Source organism: Pseudomonas sp. KH_017, from assembly GCF_057840285.1.
The window spans coordinates 1,572,162-1,596,692 of the sequence record NZ_CM174509.1 but is presented as its reverse complement, the minus strand read 5'-3'; the positions used below and the strand labels follow the sequence as shown (position 1 = coordinate 1,596,692).

The window sequence follows — 24,531 nt, the reverse complement described above, 5'->3', positions numbered from 1 at the left end:
TGTCTCAAATCTCGAACTCCGACTGCAACGCCGCCCGAACGCAGTACAACACCCCTTCCGGCACCCTGCCCGCGAACAACGCAGCGATCTCGGAAACCGCCGGCAACTCACCTTCGCCGTCGAGGAAGGCGTCCTGGATTTCACCCATCAGGTCTTCAGGCAGATCCAGCGCCTGTTCCAACGACAACTGCTGCTTGCCGATCGCTTCGGCCAGCATGGTGTAGACGTTCTTTTCCGAGCACTGCAACTGACCGGCGATCTGCACCGGCGTCATCCCGGCCCGCGCCAGAGTGATCAGTTCATGACGCACGTCGGCCACCGGTTTCGGCGCCTCGACCTGGCCGCCGAGCACTTCGAGGAAGGCCTCGCCGTAGCGCTCTAGCTTGCGCGCGCCGACACCGCTGACCGTGGCCATTTCCGCCAGTGAGGTCGGCTGGCTGCGCAGCATTTCCAGCAAGGTCGAGTCGGGGAAGATGACGTACGGCGGCACACCATGTTCTTCGGCGAGCTTGCGACGCAGGGCGCGCAAGGCTTCCCATTGTTCGCGCTCCTCGCCACGGACCAGTTGGCTCGCCTGGCTCTTGCTGCTTTTCGCCACGGTTTGCGCCTTGAGATCGCGGCGCAGCTCCAGGGTCACTTCGCCCTTGAGCAACGGCCGGCAACTGTCGCTCAGGCGCAGACCGCCATAGCCCTCATGGTCAACATCGGCCAAACCGCGAGCCACCAGTTGGCGGAACAACGAGCGCCATTCGCCCTCCGCCATCGCCTTGCCGACACCAAACACCGACAGATGCTGATGGCCAAAGTTGCGGACCTTTTCGTTGTCCTTGCCCAGCAAAACATCCACAAGGTGCCCGACCCCGTAGCGCTGCCCGGTACGGTAGATCGCCGACAGCGCCTGACGCGCAGGCTCAGTGGCATCCCAGGTCTGCACGCCGTCGACGCAGTTGTCGCAATGCCCGCAAGGCTCGGGCATGTCTTCGTCGAAGTAAGCCAGCAGCGTTTGCCGACGGCAGCGGGTTTCTTCGCAGAGCGAAAGCATGGCGTCGAGCTTGTGCTGCTCCAGGCGTTTGTGGCGCTCATCGCCTTCGGAGTTCTGCAGCATCTGCTTGAGCATCACCACGTCTTGCAGGCCGTAGGCCATCCAGGCATCCGCCGGCAGGCCGTCACGGCCGCCGCGACCGGTTTCCTGGTAATAGGCCTCAAGGGATTTCGGTAGATCAAGGTGGGCGACGAAACGCACGTTGGGCTTGTCGATGCCCATGCCGAACGCCACGGTGGCGACCATGATCAGGCCTTCCTCATTGAGGAAGCGTTTCTGATGGTAGGCCCGCAAATCGTTGGGCAGGCCGGCGTGGTACGGCAGCGCCGGGAAGCCTTGCTCGCTGAGAAACGCAGCGACTTCCTCGACTTTCTTGCGCGACAGGCAATACACGATGCCCGCATCGCTACGGCGCTCGGCGAGGAACGCCAGCAACTGCTTGCGCGGCTGCTCCTTGGGCACGATGCGATAAAAGATGTTCGGCCGGTCGAAGCTCGACAGGAAGCGCTCGGCGTCTTGCAGGTGCAGACGGGTGACGATTTCTTCCCGGGTGCGCTTGTCGGCCGTGGCGGTCAGGGCGATGCGCGGCACGTCGGGGAACATTTCCGCCAATTGGCCCAGTTGCAGGTATTCCGGGCGGAAATCGTGGCCCCATTGCGACACGCAGTGTGCTTCGTCGATGGCGAACAGGGCGATGTCCAGCCCCTGCAGGAAGGACAGCATGCGCGGCTGGACCAGACGTTCCGGTGCCAGATAGAGCATTTTCACTTCACCGCGGCGGATGCGGACGGCAAGATCACGCTGCTGCTCGGCGCTGAGGGTGGAGTTCAACGCGGCGGCCGCCACGCCCAGCTCTTCGAGGGTGGCGACCTGATCGTCCATCAGTGCGATCAGCGGCGAGACCACCACGGCCAGGCCTTCGCGCAACAGCGCCGGGACCTGGAAGCACAGGGACTTGCCGCCACCGGTAGGCATCAGGACCAGGGCATCGCCGCCACTGGCCACGCGCTCAATGATTGCACCCTGGCGGCCACGGAAACTGTCGTAGCCGAAGATGTCCTTGAGGACGCGTTGAGCCTGTTCGAGCATAGAAACTCCAAAAATCACCGAAACATCCCTGCAATGCTGGTTCAGAACCCGCGATGCTGCACCGACAAATCGTAAGTGCGCATTGCATGACGCTTCACATTTCAGCCGTAACGCCAGCAGGGCATTACAAAACGCGCGAGTATACCCGAGCGCTGTCCGGCAAAGGGCACCGCTGATAAGACTCACACAATCGGACTGTGGGAGCGGGCTTGCTCGCGAAGAGGGAGTGTCAGTCGACATTAATGCAGCCTGGCACACCGCCTTCGTCGGAACGCCGCCCGGAGCAAGTCCGCTCCCACAAAGGTGCAAATATGCCGTGCGGCTGGCCCAAGTGCTCAAGAAGGCCTAGAATTCCCGCATCGAACATTCCCCAAGGTAGTCCTTTAATGTCCTTCGCTGAGCAACTAACCCGCCTGCAAGTCTTCCTCGATGCTGATGAACTGCATGACGAGGCGCTGGACTACGTGGCCGCCCACGGCTACCTCACTGCGCTGTCGATCTGTTCGCAAGTGGTCCCGGACCGTGAATGGATCGATGCTCTCTTCGCCGAAGAGCCGCACTACAGCGGCGAAGCCCAGCGCGAAGAGATCGAAGCCACGCTGATCGGCCTCAAGGCCCACATCGCCCGCCAACTGGCCTCCGACGAAGAGTTCGAGCTGCCGTGCGACCTCGACCTGGGCGACGACCCGGATGATTCCGAACTGCGCGGCTGGTGCATCGGTTTCATGGAAGGCGTGTTCCTGCGCGAAGAAGCCTGGTTCGAAACCGCCGAAGACGAAGTCAGCGAAATGCTGCTGCCGATCATGGTCGGTTCGGGTCTGTTCGACGAGCAACCGGAGTTCTCCGACATTGCCGCCGACGCCAACCTGATGGACGACATGATCGTACAGATCCCGGAAGCCCTGACCGCACTGTACCTGCTGTGCAACGCGCCAGACGAAAAACCGGCGATTCTCAAGCCTCGCCACCACTAAGGTTCTGCCTATGGACAACCCCATAGGCAACCGCCCCCTGATGTTGCGCTACGGGCTGCTGGCCATCGGCTGGCTGAGCGTGGCGCTGGGGGTGATCGGGATTTTCCTGCCGGTATTGCCCACCACCCCTTTCCTGCTACTGGCGGCAGCCTGCTTCGCCCGCAGTTCCCCGCGCTTTTATCAATGGCTGGTTGAGCATCCACGGCTTGGCCCCTGGATCCGCGACTACCTCGACGGCAACGGCATCCCGCTCAAGAGCAAGGTCTACGCCATCAGCCTGATGTGGGCGAGCATCCTGCTCTCCTGCTACCTGGTGCCGCTGCCCTGGGCACGGGGCTTCATGCTGACCAGTGCGGTACTCGTGACGATCTACATCCTCAAGCAGAAAACCCTGCACAAATCCTGAAGTCTCCCTTGGCCATTTGTGGCTAGTCCCGTCCGACGACCTGCCCTGCCGCGCCCAAAACACCACCTAAACTTCACAAACCTACACTCGAGCAGCCAGACATGGCCCGCAGTCTGCGTAGTCCAGGATGGCCAACGCTCCGACTTCGGCTCGGCGGCTGGTTGCTGCTGGCGGGTTTGCTACTGACCGTATTCAACGAGGTCCGGGCCGACTGGGATTTTGCGCAGATTCTGCAAACCATTGAACAACGCTACGGCCCACTGGGGCCGGCGCGGGGTCGGATCGAGGCGTGGAGTCAAATGCTGCAAAGTGCACGCGGCGCGACCGAACGCGAGCAGCTCAACGCGGTGAACCGCTTCTTCGATCAGCAGTTGAACTTCCAGGACGACACGCGCATCTGGCAACAAACCGATTACTGGGCCACGCCCATCGAAGCCCTGATCAAGGGCGCCGCCGATTGCGAGGACTACGCGCTGGCGAAGTATTTCAGCCTGCGCCGACTAGGCATTCCCAGCGAAAAACTGCGCATCACCTATGTCAAGGCACTGAGCCAGAACCAGGCGCACATGGTGCTGACGTTCTACAGCACCCCCACGAGCGACCCACTGGTGCTGGACAACCTGATCGGCGATATCCGCCCCGCGTCCCAACGCAATGACTTGCTGCCGGTGTACGCCTTCAACGCCGAAGGCCTGTACCTGCCGGGCAAGAACGGCGGCCAGCGCAGCAGCGACTCGAAAAAGCTGTCGCGCTGGCAGGAGGTGTTGAAAAAGATGCAGGCCGAAGGGTTCGACATCGGCGACGGCTAGCCGCCTTGGCAAGGAGCGAAGCATGACACTGCGTAAACAGTTGTTCCTGGCCATCTGCCTGTTCCTGCTGGTGGCGTTCAGCGGCAGTTTTTTTGCCAGCCTGGAAAGCTCCCGCGAACAAACGCTCAGCCAACTGCGCGCCCATGCCCAGGACGCGGCCACCGCGCTGGGGCTGTCGCTGACGGCACAGGTCGATGACCCGGCAATGATGGAACTGATGGTCAGTTCGATTTTCGACAGTGGCTATTTCAGCAGCATCCGCGTCATCAGGCTCAAGGATCAGCAAACCCTGGTAGAGCGCAGCGCACCGACGAAAATCGAGGGTGTGCCTGACTGGTTCGTCAACCTGGTCGACCTGCGCCCGGAAGGTGGTGATGCCTTGATCATGCGCGGCTGGGAACAACTGGCACGGGTCGAAGTGCTGAGCAATCCGCAATTCGCCCTGACCAGGCTTTGGGACAGCACCCTCGGCAGCCTGATCTGGTTGCTGTTGTGCGGGCTGTTCAGCGCCGTGATCGGAGGATGGATGCTGCGCCGGCAATTTCGCCCACTCGACAGCATGGTCCGGCAAGCCGAGGCCATCAGCAAACGCGAATTTCTCAGCCTGCCGAAACTGCCGCGCACACCGGAATTGAAACGGGTGGTGCTGGCGATGAACCAGATGGTCGAGAAGCTCAAGGCGCTGTTCGTCGAGGAGGCTGCACGCAGCGAAAAACTGCGGGCCGAATCCTATCTGGACAGCCTCACCGGCCTGGCCAACCGGCGTCTGCTCGACGAGCAACTGGCCGACCATTTACGCGTGTGCGAACAGAGCCGCGATGGCCATTTGCTGATGTTGCGAATCAACGACCTGAACGGCCTCAACCAACGCCTGGGTGGCCAACGGACTGACGCGCTGATCACTGCCGTGGGCGAATTGCTCAAGCGCCTGACTCAATTGCCGGAGCGTCGAACCTGGCTGGCGGCGCGCAATCGTGGCGGCGAATTCAGCCTGCTGACACCGGGCCTGGACGCTGAAAGTGCCGCACGCCTGGCCGCCGATGTCAGCGTCAGCCTGGAGAACCTGCGCCTGACCGGCGCCAGCGATTGCATGCCCGTGGCCCATCTGGGCGTTGTCGCCTACCGCCCCGGTGAGCCGATCAGCACCGTACTCCTGCGCCTTGATCAGGCAGTGACGGAATCCCGGCAACATCCCGAACGACCCTGGGTTTATTTGAGCCATCGTGACACGGCGCCGAATCACTCTCAGCACGACTGGCGCACCTGGATCGACGACGCCTTGACCGAAGGCAAAATGCAGCTGTACTTCCAGCCCGTCGTGCAATGCGCCGACACCCGCCAGGTGCTGCATCACAAAGTGCTCGCACGCCTGCTCGACCCACAGGGCGAGGCGATTGCCGCCGGGCATTTCCTGCCGTGGATCGAGCGTCTCGGCTGGTCGGGACGGTTCGACCTGGCAATGCTCGAAGCCACGCTGGACGACCTGGTGGTCAACCGCAGGCCTTTGGCACTGAGTCTGTCCGGGAGCACCCTGCGCGACCCACTGCAATGGCGAATAATCCTCGACCTGCTCGACTCCCTTCCCGAACTGGCGCCGCTGTTGACCCTGGAAATCGACGAGCGCCAGTTGCCGTCCCCCGAAGTGCTGCAGAACCTTTGCAGCACATTGCTCAAGACCGGTTATCGAATCGGCCTGCAGCACTTTGGCGGGCGCTTCAGCCAGATCGGCAACCTGACCCAGTTGGGCTTGGCGTACCTGAAAATCGATGGGGCCTACATTCGCAACATCGACGAGCAGCCTGACAAGCGGCTGTTCATCGACGCGATCTTTCGCGCGACCCACAGCATTGATCTGCCGCTGATTGCCGAGATGGTCGAGACACCAGGGGAACTGGAGATCATCCGGGAGTTGGGTGTGTTCGGGGCGATGGGGCGGTTGATCGGGGCGCCGAAGCCAACGTAGCAAGGCAGCCTATGCAACTTCGACCATTGATCGGAAACCGACCTGCACCTGTTATTTATGACAGTAGGCAAGCTATCAGACCAGGTTTTAAATCACTCCGGCACCCTCACCTTTCAACGCCCGGAGTCATCATCATGACTGCTAAACCACCGAACACTTCAGCACTCACGCCAGACACACTGGGTGAAGAGACCGCGACAGTAACCTTCGATGAAATCCGAGACAGCAGCGGTACTCTCGTTAGCGAAAACAGCGTTACTTTTGACCCAATCCTGGAATTAAAGGGTACCGCCGGCGCTAATAGGGCGCTCAATATTCGCGATCGCTTTACCGTTATCAGCGATGTGACCACCGGTAGTTCAGGAAACTGGATCAAAAAACTCGACTTTCAACAGGGATTCAAGCGTTACAGCCTTAATGCTATGGAAAAAGAGATACCCTACGATTTCTCCACACAGTACATTTTCGTTCTGGCGACCGAGACGCCGATTATCGACACAGTCACTGGCAAGGATGGCCCGATTGAAAGTGGCGCGACCTACGACGGCGACTCGCTGGAGTTCTCCGGCTACGCACCTCCCGATATGGAAGTCGAAGCATTCAACGGCGACATACCCACGGGCAAGAAAGCCACTGTTGATGGTGACGGCCTGTTCAAACTCACCTTCGATGGGCTCACCGCTGGCACCTACAACATCAAGATCAGGGCAACCAATGGCAAAGAGTCCGGCGTGTTCGACTTCCGCGTCGTATTGGATGTAAAACTGATCCTTGATAAGGTCTTCGATTCCAAGGGGCAGGTGATCGCTGAAGGCGGGACCACCTACGACACCAAGGTTACGGTCCACGGCTATGCCAGGCCCGGTGAAGATGTGCAACTGCGCAATAACGACGCCCCTATCGACGGAGCAACGGCGACCGCCCGGGAGGACAACGGACTCTGGGAAATCGAACTTGAGGTGTCCCCCAGTTCATACAGCCTTGACGCTCAGGCGCTTTATGGTGAGGGAGAGATTTCCAAGCCGCCCTATCCCTTTATCGTGGCGTTGGATGTCAAGCTGAGCCTGGATGATGTCGTCGACTCCAATGGGTCGATCCCTGAGGGCGGCAAGACACACGACAATAAGGTAACGGTCAGCGGCTATGCCAGGCCCGGCAGACGTGTGCAGTTGCGCAATAATGACGGGCACGTCGGCGAATCAGTCGCCGCCCGGGAGGAAGACGGATTCTGGGAAATCGTACTTGATGTGAACTCCGGTTCGTACCGCCTTACCGCTCTGGCACTTTATGGCGATGGCGACATTTCCGCCCCCCCGCGCACCTTTACCGTGGCGGTGGACGTCGAACTGAGCCTGGATGATGTCCTCGAGTCCGAAGACGGCCCTTCTGTCCCTGAAGACGGCACCACCGACAAGAACCAGTTGATCATCAAGGGGCATGCAAGGCCTGGTGAGAGCATTCAGCTACTCAATGGTGGCGCTCCCATAAAAGATGCAATCGCTACTGCCGATCCCGGCGATGGCGTCTGGAAAATCCTCCTCGATGTGACAGATGGTGCCTACAGCCTCGCCGCCAAGGCGAACTATGACAACGGGGACATCTCCGCCCCACCCCGCACCTTTACCGTGTCATCCATCATCAAGCCGCACAATACCCGCGTGTACGATTCGGACGGCCCGATCGAGGACAATGGTAATACCCCATACAACCATGTCATTGTCAGGGGTGATGCCAAGCCATCAGCCGGGATCAAGCTGAAGATCAACGGTGACACCGACCCGACGCCGGAACCGACCGACGATAAGGGCAAATGGGCCAGACTCGTTCGAAATCTGAAATACGAAACCCGTTATGAATTCATCGCGGTGGCAGACTATGGTGCCAATGCCGAGTCTAATTCGTGGACGATTACTACCGGAGCGGCCGCCATCGTGCCGATCCTCGATGATGTTACTGACCCTGTCGACAACAGCCTCGGAGGAAATGGACAGACAATCCATACGAGACTGACTTTTATGGGCCAGGCCAAACCACTTGAAACAGTCGAGATACTGAATGGAGCCTCCAGACTCGGTGAGGCCACGGTCGATGAAAAAGGTAACTTCCGAAAAGTCATTCTCGGGCTCCCAGCAACAACTTACGACATCATAATCAGAGGCCTGTACTCCGATAATCCAGAAAGTTCTCCACCCTGGAAATTTACAATTGTGCCGGTAGTCAAGCCAACTATTGAGCGTATTTTTGACTCCACAAGCGAAATTCCCCCGGACGGTTACACCAATGAAACTTCCGTGACTGTCGCTGGCCAAGCCCACACACCGTACAAGGTGGGAATAATGGACGGCAGCGACTTTTTGGAGGAGGTACAGGCCTATTCCGGTAACCTCTTTTCCCATACCATTTCCGGATTGAGCCTTAAAACCTACAATTTGAGAGTCATACCACTTTATGGTAGCGACCTACCGTCCTCTGCAATTCGTCGTTTCACCGTAAAACGTAAATTAACTATCGAAAGTGTCACCAACGGAGCGGGAAGCCCCGTTTCTGATGGAGGCAGTACGCCTGGTAATACAATATTGACTATCGATGGGTATGGTGCCGTCCCAGACACTCAAGTCACGTTGTTGTTGAACAACAACGCCTTGATGGACAGAAACGCCAGTTCAGAGGGAGCGTGGCGCTTTGTGATAAGCGCGCCCATACCAGGTGGCCCATACACGCTAGGTGTAAGAGATGGCAATGGTGAAACCTCTCAAACATGGACCTTTAGTGTCACTTCATCATGATTTACAGATCGCTCAGGCAGGCCTTTAGTTAGAAACTTTTGAATGAAAAAAACCGCTTAACGCGGTTTTTTCATTCCTTTATACCAAGCCTTTAAAACCCGTAACTCACCCCCAGCGTCACCGACCATGGCTGCTCGTAATTTTCCCCTTTGCCGTAGTCGAGGTCCGTACTCACCCGTACATTGGATGCCAAGGCAACGGACACTCCGCCACCCACCTCAAAACCGCTGCCCGACAAATCGCTGTTGAGCTCGTTGCCGTTGACATGCACGTTGTCATTGTTGGCAAACTCATGAACCATTGCGACCCGCCCGTATGGCTGCACGACGGTGCCGCCAGCCATGTTGAAATCACGACCGGCAGCGACACCCAGCTTGGCACGCAACGAACGCGTCCGGTCGCCGTCGGCGTCCATGCCATTGTCGAGGTCATAGCTCGCGCCCTCGATGACCGCGGCCGACAATTGAGCGGAAGGTTTGACCCGCCAATCATCCGCCAGCCGGATGTTGCGGCCGACTTCCACCAGTGCGCTGACAGCCGAGTTGCTGTAATCGCCTTTGGCGCGGGTTCCGTCGCTCAAACGGACTTTCGAGTCGTTGCGGAAATGGTTGAATTTCAGCGCGCCATCGACGTAGTAGCCGTTGTCCGGATCCTGCCAGCCAACGTATGGACCGGCGTAGAAACTATCGACCGTTGCGCTGCTTCCGCCTTTGAGATCAATGTCCGACTGGCTGTAACCGGCCAGCACCCCGATGCTCCAGGGGCCGTCACCCAGACGAGTATCGGCGCCCAGGGAAACGCCCTGTTGCCGCTGTTGGTAGGCCACGCCCGCCCCCTCGCCGACGTTGTACTTGTTGCCGTAAGGTCGTACCCAAACGCCATGCAATTTGCCGTCCGATTGCAAATCGCCCATGCGGTTTTCCAGTGATTTCAGCTCGCCATAGGAAATGGTCGACGCGGTGCGGAACAACGCCAACGCCGTCTGGGCGCCGGGGCTGACTGTTTTCGTGGTGGGGTCGAGGAACCAGTCTGTACCGCCGCTGCCATCGGTGGCGCTGGCCAGATCGTAGGACCAGGTGCCCAGATCTACCCGGCCGCCGTTCAGCGAAAACTGCGCATTGCCGCTGGCGGTGCGCACCAGTGCCAGTTGTTGCGTAGCCACCGCATCCGTGCCCGAAGCCGCGACTTCCAGCCCGTATTGACCATTGGCTGCACCGGTCACATTGAGAAAATCACCGGTTCCGGTAGCAAAATCGCCCTTCATGGCAAACGTGCCACTGCCCTCAAGGGTACCGATGTTCAGTTGACGGAATGCACCCGCGGCATCACCGAAGTCCACCCGGCCGCCATCCATGGTCAGGCTGCCGACTGTGTCATTACCGGTCATGGTCCAGTTCGACTGACTGAGCGTGACGCCTGTGACGTTATCCAGGCGACCAGTGAACTGCGAGCCGTTTTGCAAGGTGACATTGGCGGTCGAGCCATTTTCGACCACTACGTCGCCAGTCATCTGTCCTCGATCGAACGTCAGGTTGGCGCTGCTGTTGTCAGTGACTTGCACGTTGCCTTGCAAGGCGCTGCCGGCCACTCTCATCGCGGCCGTGGATGCGCCCAGCACTTCCAGCAGATTGCCGTTGCCGCCCGCCAACGTGGAACCGTTCAACACCTCGATCGTAGCGTTGACACCGTCGTCCACCTCAAGCGCCGGCCCGTTGCGGCCCACTACGCTGGAGCCGTCCAGCACCAGGGACGCATTGCCTACGGGTGGGTTCGTTTCAAATCGAACGCCTGCAGCATCGCCACTGATACGAGTGTTGTCCGTTGCACGAGCGCTCCCCCCCGCGACGATCAGGCCAGAGCTGCCTGCGCCCGTTCCGGTAACTTCGGAGTTGATCAGCTCAAGGGTGCCGAAACCTGTCACCGCGGCGCCGGCGGCGGCACCACTGAAAACGCTGTTGGCCGCTGTCACCGTCGAGCCTGACGTTCCTCCGGCGGTGCGATTGACCAGCAACGCGATGGTGTCGCTGGTGACCTTCGCCCGATCAATGGTTGCGCGGCTGGTGTTGATGGTTATACCCGCCTGGCCCGGATTAGCGGTGACGGTCGCGCCACTGATGTTCAGGGTAGAACCGGTCTGGACATAGACACTTCGGGTGGTCGCCTCGGTCATGTTCAGCGTGCTGTTGTTTTTCACCGCATAGTCGATGGGGGCAGCGCTCGAGTCGATATCCAGAGTGCTCCCATTGTCGACGATCACGGCAGCGAACGCTGACGAGCTCATCAAAAAAAACGCCGGCACTAATGCCAGCATTCCGTTGGAACCTGAAATAAAAGGTGGGCGTAACGTTACGTTGTCAGTTGTCATGTTCATGTCCTGTTGATCAATCCGTCCTCACCGAACAAAACCGACTGGAGGACTATGAAGGGGCCGCAAGATAGCGTCACTTCCTACAAAAAAATGTAGGATTAATCTCCAATCGCACTTAAAAAACCTCCTCCTCTAAACCGATTTTCAACACAGCGAAAAACGTAAAAAAACAAAAGGCGCCTAAGCGCCTCTTGTTTTTTCGATCATGGAATAGCGCAGAAATCACCACCCGGACGTTCCATGCCCACCCGGAACAAGCGAGGGCCGGACGGTGTGATATACCCCTGCTGAACGGCAGTGCAACTAACTTCACACCAACCGTTCTTGATTTTTTCGAAAACGTGATAAGTGAAAAACACACTAAACCCTGCCGTGGCCTCGGTCTCGTTCGGCGTTTTTTCCACGGAGTCCGCAGCCCCAGGTATCACCAACCCCGGCGTATTGCCACTTCCATCGTTGGTGTTTTCGTAACCCTGGACATGAAAGGTAATTTTTGTATCTGCCAGCTCTGCTTTTGCCGGGAACTTGACTTCAACGGCCATCGTGCCCAAATCTGTATTGTGCTTCAAAGATCCGCAATACAACTCCGGACCATCGCCAGCATCGCCAGTAATGGCAAAATCAGGCTGCGGCATAGGAATCGCATCAACATAAACTTCGACATGTTGCGTATTCGACCGCGCCACCGTGGCATTTTGATCATGACTGACAATGTACTCGACACGTGTTTGCTTATTGTTTCCGTTGCCCGTTATATAAGCGCCGGGAATTCTAAATTGCAGAACCGTATCGTCGGTTTCGCTGCCGTCCAGCTTGACAATACCACCATCGGCTTCATCTACTTCTACTCCGTGATAAGTAAGCTGTATGACGTCGTCTTTCTTGTGTCCTTTATATATGTTCACGAATGCGCTCGCGCCTAGTTCTCCGTCCGCTTTGATCAGGTAATTTTGCCGTGATCTATCTACACCCTGTACCGTTATCAGCGGCAGTTTTGGATCTGGCGAGCCAGGCAAACCTGGGTTATCCGGATCGGGTTGCTCTCCCGGTTTTCTCAGGTCGATTTTCAGTTTCTGGCTATGAGGCGGTTCGGGGTAAAGCTTATTGCCACGCCTGACTTGCCATTCAAAATCAACATCCTTTGGGCCATCGTTATTATTGTAAAGATAGCGATAAGTAAATGTATGGGGAAACGGAACAGCATCAACATCAGCTTCCAATACCGGCGTTTGGTGATCAACGGCCAACCGCCACTTATCATTAGCCTTGAAATTCGTATAGTTGAGTATGGCGCTCACAGGCCCGCGTGCATCCTCAAATAAAATAATGTTGTCATCATCATGCAAGGGAACGGTCACCACCATTCCAGCCGGCGCAGGAAAAAGTGAAACATCAACTTTCAGCTTCGGTGAAGCAAGGCTTTTGTTTCCCTTGCGATCGGTCACGTAAACAAATAACTCGATTTCCCCTTCATCAATCCCGATCAAGGACTTGGTCAGCTTTTGCGTGTTCAATGGATCCGAAAGGTTCAGCCGCTCAATGCGCTCGATGAGCGTTGCCTGATCGTCCGGTTTCCCGACTTCCTTGACCATGAACTCAACGATGTCGCCGATTTTTGCAACCGGGTAAGTCGGCAGATAACCCACCAGCACATGGTCGACAGCTTCCTCGACAAAGTACTCGGCAGTAATGCCCTCGGTTTTGATCCTGGGGGGAACAATGGTTTCGGTGACAGGTGTAGGGGCTTGGGTATCTACCCGGATGATGAGCGGCAACGAATCGTCTTCGTTCAGTCGATATTTAATACGATATTGCACACTGTGCTCACCCTCGGTGGCAGTAAGGCCTGCCGGCACCGTCAGTGTTTGCTCGAACCACGCGTCCGATAACGGCGTCGTTCCGTTCAGCACGTTCCCAACCAGAATGTCATTGAACAGTGCTTGTACGGTGATGGATGAGCCGTCCGGATAGTTTGATGTTGGAAACCGTGAGAGCTTCAACTTCATCTCAAGGCCTTGATCTCTGGAGTGAAGTTGATTACCCAGATCATCGGTCGTTGCCGGTAGCAACGCGATCGTTTCCAGTGAGGGCGGAATCAAATCCTCCAGAGGAGCGCTACGCGGTTTTCTCCTGTAACTGAGCAGTCTTTTCTCTTTGGTGGACAGTTTTTCTAGGACGGTCATTTCAAAGCTCCTTTCAGTATCGGGCATTTAGCCCACGTAGCGACTCAACGCCCAATCCAGAATGATCGGCGCCTGTTCGAAGTGCAGCGCAGAGGAAGTTGAAAACTCGATTTGCCTAATCGCTGGCTCGATTAAAAGGCAGTTACAGAAGACTGGCTACTGTCAGAAATTACAGGTTTTGCTACCACTGGTCGGAGATTCACCATTGTCTCGGGCAACAAAAAACCCGCCACTCCTTCACAGGGATGGCGGGTTCTTTAGTGGGTTTTCAGATCACACGGTATCCACCTTCAACGAATGGTCATTGAGCATGCCGTTGATGATGGTCGCCGTGTCATGCCCGCCCGCGATTACCCCACCCGCCCCCGGCGTTACCCCGTAGTGGCTGGCCAGGTTGACGCCGGCCAGGTCGATGGTCTGGTTCGGCGCGGCGCCGGCCATGGCGCTGACATCGATGCTGGTCACCGTCGACGGCCCGCTGCCGGTGACGGTGAAGTGCAGGTAGTCATCCAGCGAAGCCGTGGTACCGCTCTCCCCTTGCAGCAGTTGCGACAGGTCGAGCTTGTCGGTGCCGGGCGTGAAGTCGGTGATCACGTCATGGCCACTGTTGCCCTTGAGCCACTGGAAGGTATCGGCCCCCGTTCCGCCGGTCAGGGTGTTGTTGCCCAGGCCGCCGATCAGCCAGTCATCGCCGCCCCCGCCATTGAGGATGTCGTTGCCCAGGCCGCCGTTGATCACGTTGCCGTTGTTGTCACCGGTCAGGGTGTCGTTGAAGTTCGAGCCGGTTAGGTTTTCGATGCCGGTCAGGGTGTCCGAGCCCGCGCCCAGGGTGTTTTGCCCACCGAGCAGACTGAGGTCGACCGTCACCTCGGCACTGGCATGGGCATAGCTGGCCGTGTCGATGCCCGTGCCGCCATCGAGGATGTCATTGCCCGGCCCGCTGAAGAGCAGATCATTGCCGGCGCCGCCGTGCAGCTCGTTGTTGCCGGAGCCGGCAGTGAGCACATCGTTGCCGTCGCCGGCATTGATGATGTTGTTGCCCGTGCCCGCCACCAGTACGTCATCCCCGCTGGTACCGGTGAGGGTGTGGCCGTCCTGATAGCTGATGGTCAGGTTGGCCGAGTCGCTGCCGCCATGGTTGTCGTTGGCGGTGTAGGTGCCGTGGTAGTCCGGGGTGACGTCGTGTGCCCCGGCGTAGTTGACGGTCATGGTCAGTTGATAGTCTTCCGCCGCATTCGTATTGCCGTTACCGGAGTCGGTGATGTTGGTCAGGTGGATCTGGTAGGTGCCATCCGCGCTTGCGGTGATGGTGCCGCCATCGGCGATGCTGACGAACGCCCCGCCGTTGAGCGAATACTCCATCGTGACGTGCCCGGCTGCCAGATTGTGATCGAGGTTGAGCGTCTCACCTTGTTTCAGCTTGACCGTGATGAGGTCTTCATTGTTGCCATTGGAGCTGTTCGCTTTGTCGAGATAGCCACTGATCACCAGCAGTGCCGTCATGGTCGCTGCGTTGGCCGCAAACGCATTGCGCACGTTTGCCAGACTCTGGTTGGCGGGGTTGTTATTGGTGTCGGCGAAGTTGATCGCGCCGGTCCCGGTGAAGTCCGCGCCCTTCACTATCCAGCCGGTGTTGAACGAGGTCGGTGTCGCCGAGAGTTGATCACCGTTGGGGTCGGTGTCATTGGCCAGCAACAGTTCGCTCGGCACCACGATGTTGCTCGAGAGCACGTTGGTGATGACGCTATCATCGACGGCCACCGGCGGTGCGTTCGGTATGACTTTGACCGTCAGGGTGGCGCTGGCCAGGTCACCGTCGTTGTCGCTGGCGGTGAAGCCGATGGTTTCGGTGATCAACACCGACGTGGTTTTCTGCGAAATGTAGGCGTATTCACCGGTGTCGAGATTGATCTGCAAGGTACCGCTGTTGTTGGTGGTAATGCTCAAGGTGTTGTTCACGGTGTTGAACGTGCCGTGGTTGAGCCCGCCGCTGAAGTTCAGCGAGCCCTGATTGCTGTTGCCGCTTGGATCGTAGGTGTACGTGGTACCGTCCACCGTGATGGTTTTGATGAAGCCGCCATCGGCGCCGAATGCACCGCCCTCGCCCAGCAGCGAACCGGTGACCGGTGCGCCGATCACCGTGCCGGACAGCACCGAGTTGAGCTGGTTGAGGTCGGTCACTATCACCGCATTGGTGTCGGTGTGGCTGTTGCCGTCATAGGCCAGTGGATTGAGATTGTCATTGCTCACACCGCTGCCCAGGCCGATCGCGTAGTTCTTGATGTTGTTGGCATCGAGGAAGACTTTCAGCGCGGTCTCGTCGGCGGTGCCGATTTCCAGGCCAGTGTTGGGCTTGCCGTCGGAGAAGAAGTAGCCGACGTTTTGCGCACCGGTCAGTTTGCCCGAGGTGTTGAACGCGGTCTGCATGGTCACCACGGCCGCGTCGTAGTTGGTGCCGCCGTTCGCGATGAGGCCGGCCAGCAGTGTCTTGGCGGTCGCGACATCGACCCACACCGAGGTCATGTCGGTGGCGCTGCTGCTGAAGGTGACGAGCTGCACTTTCACATCGCCCAGGTCGTCGTATTTATCCAGCAAGGCACTGATGGCCTGCTTGGCCAGACTCAGCCGCGACAGGCCCGACACGCCGGAAGGGTCGGCCATGCTGCCGGAGACATCGAGCACGATCAGCAGGTTGGAATCGATCTCCACCGCCGCCACCGAGCGATCCGTTGCCACCGCCTTGGGCACGTCATCGACAATATTGACCATGATGGTGCTGGTGCTGCTGTTACCCAATGCATCGGTGGCTTTGTAGGTGAAGCTTTCACTCAGGCTGTTCGGCCCGTCGTTGGCATTCGGCGAGGTTTTCGGCGCCGAGGTCAGGGTGTAGGTGTAGCTGCCGTCGGGGTTGAGCAGGATTTGCCCGTAGGTGCCGGTGGCGCTGCCGACCAGGGTGTAGGTGAGCGCGCCGCTGCCACCCGAGACCGAACCGACCAGGGTCCCGGACGCGGTTTCGCCAGTGTTGCCCGGGTCGCTGCCGGTGACCGTAGCGGCGGCCAGGTCCTGCCCGTCCTGGCTCAGGTCGAGGGCTTTTTCGTAGACCGTCACGTCGCTATCGGGGTTGGCCTTGATGATGCTGTTGGCCACGTCGATGGTGATGGTGGTGGTGCTTTCATCGCCATCGGAATCACGCACGGTATAGGTGAACGTATCGGTGGCCCCCGCATCGCCGAGCGAATTCTGGTTGCTGTGATACACCGCGTTGCCGTTGGCATCGAGGGTCAGGTAGCCATAGGTGCCGTTGATCGGGTTGCCCAGCCCGCCGATGGCCGACGTCGAGGTATTGCTGCCGGCGCGTACGCCGACCACCGTCGCCGGACCATCGGCGCCGCTGATGTCGTTGCCCAGCACACTGATGTTGACGGTGCCGCCCTCCACTACCGACGACGAGTCAGGTTTGGCGCTCGGCAGGTCATCGACGATGTTGACGTTGATCTGCCCGGTCTCGCTGTCGCCGTCCGTATCGGTGGCCACGACGTTGAGGTTCTCGGTGAGGCTGTTGGCGCCGTTGGCCGTTGGGTGGGCTTCGTTATCGTTCAGCGTGTAGCTGTAGCTGATCACCCCGGTGGCGGCGACGAACCCGGTGATGGTCAGGGTGCTGCCCAGTGGCGTGACGGCGGTTTGCGGGAAGCCGACGACCACGCCACCGCTGACGACCGTGATGCCGCCCACGGTCAGGGTCTGCAGGCCGTCGAGTGCGTTGACGGTGAAGGTGCCGCTTTGAGTCAGGGCCGGCGTGTTGGGGCTGCTGCCGTCGCTGAGATTTTTTTCGTAGACCGTCAGCTCGCCGCCATACACGTCGAGGCCGTTGAGGGTTACCTGATCGTCGTTGTTGTAGACGTTGAGCACCAGGTTGGCGGTGCTGCTGTCGCCGTCCGAATCGGTGATGGTGTAGGTGAAGGATTCGCTGCCGTCGCCACCGCCGTGCAGGGCTTTGAAGTCGGCATCGCTGGGGTTCAGGGTGTAGGTGTAAGTGCCGTTGGCGTTCAGCACCAGGGTGCCGTAAGTCCCGGTGAAAGTGCCTGGGGTGATCGGCCCGGTGTTTTCCCCGACCGTTACCCGATCCGCGCCTTGCACGTCGTTGCTCAGCACGTTGCCGCTCAACGTCAGCTGGGTTTCCGAAGCGGTATTGGCGTTGCTGTCGTACACGCCTTTTGGCAGGTCGTCGACGATATTGACGTCGAGTGAACCGGTCGCGGTGGTGCCGTTGTCGTCGACCACGGTCACGGCGAACTGCTCAGGCAGGGTGTTGGTGCTGTTGGCGGTCGGGTGCGCTTCGTTATCGTTGAGGGTGTAGCTGTAGCTCACGACACCGGTCGCGGCGTTGAACCCGGTGATGGTCAGGGTGCTGCCCAGTGGCGTGACGGCGGTTTGCGGGAAGCCGGCGGCCACGCCGCCGGTGACCACGGCGATGCCGCCGACGGTCAGGGTCGTTACACCGTCGAGGGCGGTGACGGTGAAGGTGCTGCTTTGGGTCAGGGCCGGCGTGTTGGGGCTGCTGCCGTCGCTGAGGTTTTTCTCATAGACCTTCAGCTCACCGTCATACACGTCGAGGCCGTTGAGGGTCACCGGATTGTCATTGTTGTAGACGTTGAGCACCAGGTTGGCGGAGCTGCTGTCGCCGTCCGAGTCGGTGATGGTGTAGGTGAAGGTTTCGGTGCCGTCGCCACCGCCGTGCAGGGCTTTGAAGTCCGCATCGCTGGTGTTCAGCGTGTAGGTGTAGGTGCCGTTGGCGTTCAGCACCAGGGTGCCGTAAATCCCGGTGAAAGTGCCTGGGGTGATCGGCCCGGTGTTTTCACCGACCGTCACCCGGTCGGCACCTTGCACATCATTGGTCAGCACGTTGCCGTTGAGAGTCAACAGAGTTTCCGAAGCGGTACTGGCGTTGCTGTCGTACACGCCTTTTGGCAGATCGTCGACGATGTTGACGTTGATCTGCCTGGTCGCACTGTCGCCATCCGTATCGGTGGCCACGACGTTGAAGTTCTCGGTCAGGCTGTTGGCGCCGTTGGCCGTCGGATGGGCTTCGTTATCGTTCAGTGTGTAGCTGTAGCCGATTACCCCGGTGGCGGCGTTGAAACCGGTGATGGTCAGGGTGCTGCCCAGCGGCGTGACGGCCGTTTGCGGGAAGCCTGCGACCACACCACCGCTCACGACAGTGATGCCGCCTACGGTCAGGGTTTGCAGGCCATCGAGGGCCGTGACGGTGAAGGTGCCGCTTTGGGTCAGGGCCGGCGTGTTGGGGCTGCTGCCGTCGCTGAGGTTTTTCTCGTAGACCGTCAGCTCACCGCCATACACGTCGAGGCCGCTGAGGGTTACCTGGTCGTCGTTGTTGTAGACGTTGAGCACCAGGTTCGCGGTGCTGGTGTCACCGTCCGAATCGGTGATGGTGTAGGTGAAGGTTTCGTTGCCGTCGCCACCGCCGTGCAATGCCTTGAAATCCGCATCGCTGGTGTTCAGCGTGTAGGTGTAAGTGCCGTTGGCGTTCAGCACCAGGGTGCCGTAAGTCCCGGTGAAAGTGCCTGGGGTGATCGGCCCGGTGTTTTCACCGACCGTTACCCGATCCGCGCCTTGCACGTCGTTGCTCAGCACGTTGCCGCTCAACGTCAGCTGGGTTTCCGAAGCGGTATTGGCGTTGCTGTCGTACACGCCTTTTGGCAGGTCGTCGACGATGTTGACGTCAAGCGAACCGGTGGCGGTGGTGCCGTTGTCATCGACCACGGTCACGGCGAACTGCTCAGGCAAAGTGTTGGCGTCGTTGGCAGTTGGGTGCGTTTCGTTATCGTTGAGGGTGTAGCTGTAGCTGATCACCCCGGTCGCCGCGTTGAACCCGGTGATGGTCAGGGTGCTGCCCAGCGGCGTGGTGATCGATTGCGGGAACCCGGCGGCCACGCCAGCGGTGACCACGTAGATGCCGCCGACGGTCAGGGTCGTGACACCGTCGAGTGCAGCGACGGTGAAGGTCCCGCTCTGGATCAACGCCGTGGCATCCGGTGCGCTGCCGTCACTGAGGTTTTTCTCGAAGACGGTGAGCTCGCCACCCTGAGCGTTCAAACCGCCAATCGTGATCGTGTCATCGTTGTTGTGGATCTGCAGCACCAGGTTCGCGGTGCTGCTGTCGCCGTCCGAGTCGGTGATGGTGTAGGTGAAGGATTCGCTGCCGTCGCCGCCACCGTGCAGGGCTTTGAAGTCAGCATCGCTGGTGTTGAGGGTGTAGGTGTAGGTGCCGTTGGCATTGAGCACCAGGGTGCCGTAAGTGCCGGTGAACGTACCAGGGGTGATCGGGCCGGCGTTTTCTCCGACCGTTACCTGGTCGGCGCCTTGCACGTCGTTGCTCAGTACGTTGCCGTTCAACGTCAACAGGGTTTCCGAGGCGGTACTGGCGTTGCTGTCGTCCACGCCATTGGGCAGGTCGTCGACGATGTTGACGTCCAGCGAACCAGTCGCGGTAGTGCCGTTGTCATCGACCACGGTCACGGCGAACTGCTCAGGCAAAGTGTTGGCGTCGTTGGCAGTCGGGTGCGTTTCGTTATCGTTGAGGGTGTAGCTGTAGCTCACGACACCGGTCGCGGCATTGAACCCGGTAATGGTCAGGGTGCTGCCCAACGGCGTGGTGATCGATTGCGGGAACCCGGCGGCCACGCCAGCGGTGACCACGGCGATACCGCCGACGGTCAGGGTCGTGACACCGTCGAGGGCGGTGATGGTGAAGGTCCCGCTCTGGGTCAGCGCCGTGGCATCCGGTGCGCTGCCGTCGCTGAGGTTTTTCTCAAAGACGGTGAGCTCGCCACCCTGAGCGTTCAAACCGCCAATCGTGATCGGGTCATCGTTGTTGTGGATCTGCAGCTCCAGGTTCGCGGTTCTGCTGTCGCCGTCCGAATCGGTGATGGTGTAGGTAAAGGATTCGCTGCCATTGCCACCACCCTGCAGGGCTTTGAAGTCGGCACCGCTGGTGTTCAGCGTGTAGGTGTAGGTGCCGTTGGCATTGAGCACCAGGGTGCCGTAAGTGCCGGTGAACGTACCAGGGGTGATCGGGCCGGCGTTTTCTCCGACCGTTACCTGGTCGGCGCCTTGCACGTCGTTGCTCAGTACGTTGCCGTTCAACGTCAACAGGGTTTCCGAGGCGGTACTGGCGTTGCTGTCGTCCACGCCATTGGGCAGGTCGTCGACGATGTTCACGTCCAGTGAACCGGTGGCGGTGGTGCCGTTGTCGTCGACCACGGTCACAGCGAACTGCTCAGACAAAGTGTTGGCGTCGTTGCCAGTCGGGTGTGCTTCGTCATCGTTGAGGGTGTAGCTGTAGCTGATCACCCCGGTCGCTGCATTGAACCCGGTAATGGTCAGCGTGCTGCCCAACGGCGTGGTGATCGATTGCGGGAAGCCGGCGGCCACGCCGCCGGTGACCACGGCGATGCCGCCGACGGTCAGGGTTGTCACGCCATCGAGGGCGGTGACGGTGAAGGTGCCGTTCTGGGTCAACGCCGTGGCATCCGGTAGGCTGCCATCGCTGAGGTTTTTCTCGAAGACGGTCAATTCGCCGCCCCCAACACTTAAACCGTCAATCGTATCCGGGTCATCGTTGTTGTGAATCTGCAGCACCAGGTTCGCGGTGCTGCTGTCGCCATCGGCGTCTGTCAGCGTATAGGTGAAGGTTTCAGTGCCATCGCCACCACCGTGCAACGCCTTGAAGTCGGCATCGCTGGTGTTCAGCGTGTAGGTGTAAGTGCCGTTGGCGTTGAGTACCAGGGTGCCGTAAGTCCCGGTGAAGGTGCCGGGGGTGATCGGGCCGGTGTTTTCGCCGAGCGGCACCCGGTCAGCGCCTTGCACGTCGTTGCTCAGTACGTTGCCGTTGAGCGTCAGCAGGGTTTCCGAGGCGATACCATTGTTGTCATCGACTGCTTTGGGCACGTCGTCGATGATGCTGATATCCAGCGTACCGGTAATGCTGTCGCCATTGCTGTCGCTGGCCACCACGGTGACGTGTTCGGCAAGACTATTGGCACCCTCGCCGCTTGCGTGGGATTCGGCACGGTTGAGGGTGTAGCTGTAACTGACCACGCCCGTGGCCGGGTTGTAACTGGTGACGGTCAGCGTGCTGCCCAGCGGGGAGATGATCGACTGCGGGAAACCTGCCGCCACGCCGCCGCTGATCAAGTTGATCGCGCCGATGCTGAGGCTGCTCAGCCCGTCTGGCGCATTGATGGTGAAGGTGCCGCTTCGTGTCAGCGAGCCTTCGCTCCTCGCCGAACCGTCGGCCAGGTTGGCTTCATTGACGGTCCGCTCGCCGTTCTGCTGCGACAGGCCGTCGAAGGTCACCGGATTGTTCGGCACTTGCGCAACCACCGGCGGCACCACAGGGGCATCGGCCGCGACAACGTTGTCCGGATTAACGTTCAGGCGTTCTTCGGGAAGTTCGGGAATGCCATTGAACCCGGCAGTGGGGAAGCCGATGGTCGGGTCGACTTGCCCGCCCACTTCTTCGAGCAGGACGAAACTATGGCCACTGCCCTGGACGCCGCCCGGTACACCGGTAGTCGTGGCGGGCCCGGCAGCGGTGGCTTCAGCGGTTTGGGTCGGGTCGTCGCCCGCCGCAATGGCTTTTTGCAGCTGTTCGACATCGGTCAGTTGCGCTTCGCTCGGCGTCAGCGCTTCAGGCGAGTTCACATGGGGAATCTGATTGGCGAGCAACTGCGGCGTCATCTGCATGCTGCTGCCGCGCCCGAGGGTCAGTTCCTGGCCATTTTGCAGATGCACCGCCACCGCGCCTTCAGCGCCGGTGCTCAGTTGGTCGCCGGCAAACAGCCGATCCCCCTCGACCAAAGCACGCCGGGTGCCGTCGCTCGCAACCGCGAACACCTGACCGATGACCTTACTGACGATACCGATGAGCGTAGCCATGTGCACTTCCTCCGCTGCCAACCACTGTCGGCAGCTTGTTTGTGCGAAGAACGTGCTCATGGCTCAAGCGGGTTGTCTGGCGGATCGTGTTGCGGGTGCCGGTTTACTTGAGTAAGCCGTGGCCCCGGCAACGATCTCGCCCAGCCAGTCGCTCACGGCGCTGTTTACGATTTCGGGAAAAACCCTCTGCAATCAATGGCATCGGATCCCTGTTCGCAACAACCTTGCCTGTGAGCGGTGCGTAACGATCTTGAATCACTCAAGTGACAAAAAACCGTCACCTTCAGATCGCTCGCGTCCCTCCCCTCCAGCACTTCTCCGCTCTTTGTCGATAAGTGGATTGCAACTTTCCTCAAACCCCGATGAGCGCCCTAGAGCTCGTAAAACAAGGGCTTTCGAATTGAACAATGTGCTGGATTTTGCAGAGCGCATAAGTTTTTTTTGACATACCGGTTATGAAAAAAATTTCTTAGCTACGCTCCAGAATGTTCTTAGCTCTTTTGTTAAAGATGTGAAACAACTTTACCTATAAATATCGTCAAATAATTGGCGACTGATAAGCACCACCAGGAATCAGGGAGATGTACCATGCGCCTATTAACCCCCCTCTGCAGCGCGGTTCTTTTGGCCATGGCCTGCTCGTCCCAGGCTCAGGCCATGACGCTGACCGAGGCAATCCAGAGCACCATCGCGACCCATCCGGAACTGGCATCACGGGTGGACAGCCGCCTGTCGGCGGATGAGGACGTGAAGGTCGCCAAAGGGGGCTTTTATCCATCGGTTGATTTGAACGCGGCCTACGGGCGCGGGTACAGCGATAACACCAATACCCGCGCGTTCGGCAATCACAACACCGAAACCCTCAACTACACCCAGTCGGAACTGCGCCTGCGGCAAATGCTCTTCGACGGGTTCAACACCGCCAATGAAGTCGGGCGCACCCAGGGCGTGGTCAACTCGCGAGCCTATTACGCTCAGGGTACGGCTCAGGATCTGGCCCTGCGCACCACCGAGGTTTACCTCGAAGTCCTCAAGCGCCGCGAACTGGTGACACTGGCCAAGAACAACCTGCAAGCGCACTTGCGGGTCAACGACCAGATCGGCCTGCGCACCCAGCGCGGCGTGGGCAGCAACGCCGATGCCGACCAGTCCTCGGCTCGCCGGGCACTGGCAGAAAACAACCTCGACACCGCCGAAGTCGATCTGGCCGATGCCGAGTCGAACTTCTACGCCGTTGTGGGGCGCATGCCCGATGAACTTGAAACCCCGCCATCGATTCGCGGTGAAGTCCCCACTTCCCTGCCCGAAGCCCAGCAGAGCATGGTGGAAAACAACCCTTTTCTGAAATCCGCCCAGGCCGACGTGCAATCGGCCGAAAGCCAGTACGAAGTCGCCAAGTCGCCGTTCTACCCGCGCCTCGACGCCGAGGCGGCAGTGGGCGCGAACAACAACGTGCAGGGTGACGAAGGCCACGACAACGAATGGCGGGTCGGCGTGATAATGAACTACAACCTGTTCCGCGGCGGCAGCGACAAGGCGCGCCTGGCCTCCGACTCGCACAAGATCAACCAGGCCATGGACATCCGTAACAATGCCCTGCGCCAGCTCAACGAGAACATTCACCTGGCCTGGAACGCCATGGTCAATGCCAAGAAACAAACCCCGACCGCCCGTGAATATGCCGAAACCAGCAAGCGCGTGCGCATTGCCTACCAGGACCAGTTCGGCCTCGGTCAACGGACCCTGCTTGACCTGCTCGACAGTGAAAACGAACTCTACAACGCCAACCGTCGCTACACCGAAGTGCGCTACACCGAAGAGTTCTCGATGTACCGTGTCCTGGCGGACATGGGCCAGTTGTTGAGCAAACAACGGGTCGTACTGCCCGCCGACGCGATCGCCCAGACCGAAGTGAAAAACGAAGCTCGTCTGCCTGAAATGAAGTAGGGCCCG

At 59.3% G+C, this 24,531-nt stretch carries 10 protein-coding genes; 6 read left to right on the top strand and 4 right to left on the bottom strand.

Annotated elements, in window-relative coordinates; genetic code table 11:
- Positions 1–4: 4 nt before the first annotated feature.
- Positions 5–2,131, bottom strand: coding sequence for a DNA helicase RecQ (gene recQ / locus AC3IT6_RS07180; protein WP_489354734.1), 2,127 nt, complete (start codon positions 2,129–2,131; stop codon positions 5–7).
- Between the two features lie 386 nt (positions 2,132–2,517).
- Here recQ and AC3IT6_RS07175 point away from each other — a divergent pair, with 386 nt between their 5' ends.
- The 5 genes from AC3IT6_RS07175 to AC3IT6_RS07155 all read left to right on the top strand — a co-directional run bounded on the left by AC3IT6_RS07175 (position 2,518) and on the right by AC3IT6_RS07155 (position 9,069).
- Positions 2,518–3,105 carry a UPF0149 family protein gene (locus tag AC3IT6_RS07175; RefSeq protein ID WP_489354733.1) on the top strand — a complete coding sequence of 196 codons (588 nt, stop codon included), beginning with the start codon at positions 2,518–2,520 and terminating at the stop codon, positions 3,103–3,105.
- Positions 3,106–3,115: 10 nt separating this feature from the next.
- Positions 3,116–3,511, top strand: coding sequence for a YbaN family protein (locus AC3IT6_RS07170; RefSeq protein ID WP_223441261.1), 396 nt, complete (start codon positions 3,116–3,118; stop codon positions 3,509–3,511).
- A 101-nt stretch (positions 3,512–3,612) separates the two neighbouring features.
- Complete coding sequence (gene lapG, locus AC3IT6_RS07165; protein WP_489354732.1) at positions 3,613–4,320, top strand: cysteine protease LapG; 708 nt, start codon at positions 3,613–3,615, stop codon at positions 4,318–4,320.
- A 22-nt stretch (positions 4,321–4,342) separates the two neighbouring features.
- Positions 4,343–6,283, top strand: coding sequence for a cyclic di-GMP receptor LapD (gene lapD, locus AC3IT6_RS07160; protein WP_489354731.1), 1,941 nt, complete (start codon positions 4,343–4,345; stop codon positions 6,281–6,283).
- A gap of 134 nt (positions 6,284–6,417) precedes the next feature.
- Complete coding sequence (locus tag AC3IT6_RS07155) at positions 6,418–9,069, top strand: carboxypeptidase-like regulatory domain-containing protein (protein ID WP_489354730.1); 2,652 nt, start codon at positions 6,418–6,420, stop codon at positions 9,067–9,069.
- Positions 9,070–9,160: 91 nt separating this feature from the next.
- Here AC3IT6_RS07155 and AC3IT6_RS07150 read toward each other — a convergent pair whose 3' ends face one another.
- The 3 genes from AC3IT6_RS07150 to AC3IT6_RS07140 all read right to left on the bottom strand — a co-directional run bounded on the left by AC3IT6_RS07150 (position 9,161) and on the right by AC3IT6_RS07140 (position 22,578).
- On the bottom strand, positions 9,161–11,350 hold the full coding sequence (locus AC3IT6_RS07150) for an autotransporter outer membrane beta-barrel domain-containing protein (RefSeq protein ID WP_489354729.1): 2,190 nt from the start codon (positions 11,348–11,350) through the stop codon (positions 9,161–9,163).
- A 290-nt stretch (positions 11,351–11,640) separates the two neighbouring features.
- On the bottom strand, positions 11,641–13,620 hold the full coding sequence (locus AC3IT6_RS07145) for a hypothetical protein (protein ID WP_489354728.1): 1,980 nt from the start codon (positions 13,618–13,620) through the stop codon (positions 11,641–11,643).
- Between the two features lie 273 nt (positions 13,621–13,893).
- The gene (locus AC3IT6_RS07140; protein ID WP_489354727.1) at positions 13,894–22,578 is read right to left on the bottom strand and encodes a retention module-containing protein; all 8,685 of its coding nucleotides are present in this window, start codon (positions 22,576–22,578) and stop codon (positions 13,894–13,896) included.
- Between the two features lie 588 nt (positions 22,579–23,166).
- Here AC3IT6_RS07140 and AC3IT6_RS07135 point away from each other — a divergent pair.
- Positions 23,167–24,525 carry a TolC family outer membrane protein gene (locus AC3IT6_RS07135; RefSeq protein WP_458370833.1) on the top strand — a complete coding sequence of 453 codons (1,359 nt, stop codon included), beginning with the start codon at positions 23,167–23,169 and terminating at the stop codon, positions 24,523–24,525.
- The last annotated feature ends 6 nt before the right edge of the window (positions 24,526–24,531 follow it).

Excerpts from the sequence above, each read along its gene's own strand:
- lapG (WP_489354732.1), top strand. The coding sequence starts at position 3,613 with ATGGCCCGCAGTCTGCGTAGTCCAGGATGGCCAACGCTCCGACTTCGG.
- AC3IT6_RS07150 (WP_489354729.1), bottom strand. The coding sequence starts at position 11,350 with ATGAGCTCGTCAGCGTTCGCTGCCGTGATCGTCGACAATGGGAGCACT.
- AC3IT6_RS07145 (WP_489354728.1), bottom strand. The coding sequence starts at position 13,620 with ATGACCGTCCTAGAAAAACTGTCCACCAAAGAGAAAAGACTGCTCAGT.
- AC3IT6_RS07155 (WP_489354730.1), top strand. The coding sequence starts at position 6,418 with ATGACTGCTAAACCACCGAACACTTCAGCACTCACGCCAGACACACTG.
- AC3IT6_RS07140 (WP_489354727.1), bottom strand. The coding sequence starts at position 22,578 with ATGGCTACGCTCATCGGTATCGTCAGTAAGGTCATCGGTCAGGTGTTC.
- recQ (WP_489354734.1), bottom strand. The coding sequence starts at position 2,131 with ATGCTCGAACAGGCTCAACGCGTCCTCAAGGACATCTTCGGCTACGAC.
- AC3IT6_RS07135 (WP_458370833.1), top strand. The coding sequence starts at position 23,167 with ATGCGCCTATTAACCCCCCTCTGCAGCGCGGTTCTTTTGGCCATGGCC.
- AC3IT6_RS07170 (WP_223441261.1), top strand. The coding sequence starts at position 3,116 with ATGGACAACCCCATAGGCAACCGCCCCCTGATGTTGCGCTACGGGCTG.
- AC3IT6_RS07175 (WP_489354733.1), top strand. The coding sequence starts at position 2,518 with ATGTCCTTCGCTGAGCAACTAACCCGCCTGCAAGTCTTCCTCGATGCT.
- lapD (WP_489354731.1), top strand. The coding sequence starts at position 4,343 with ATGACACTGCGTAAACAGTTGTTCCTGGCCATCTGCCTGTTCCTGCTG.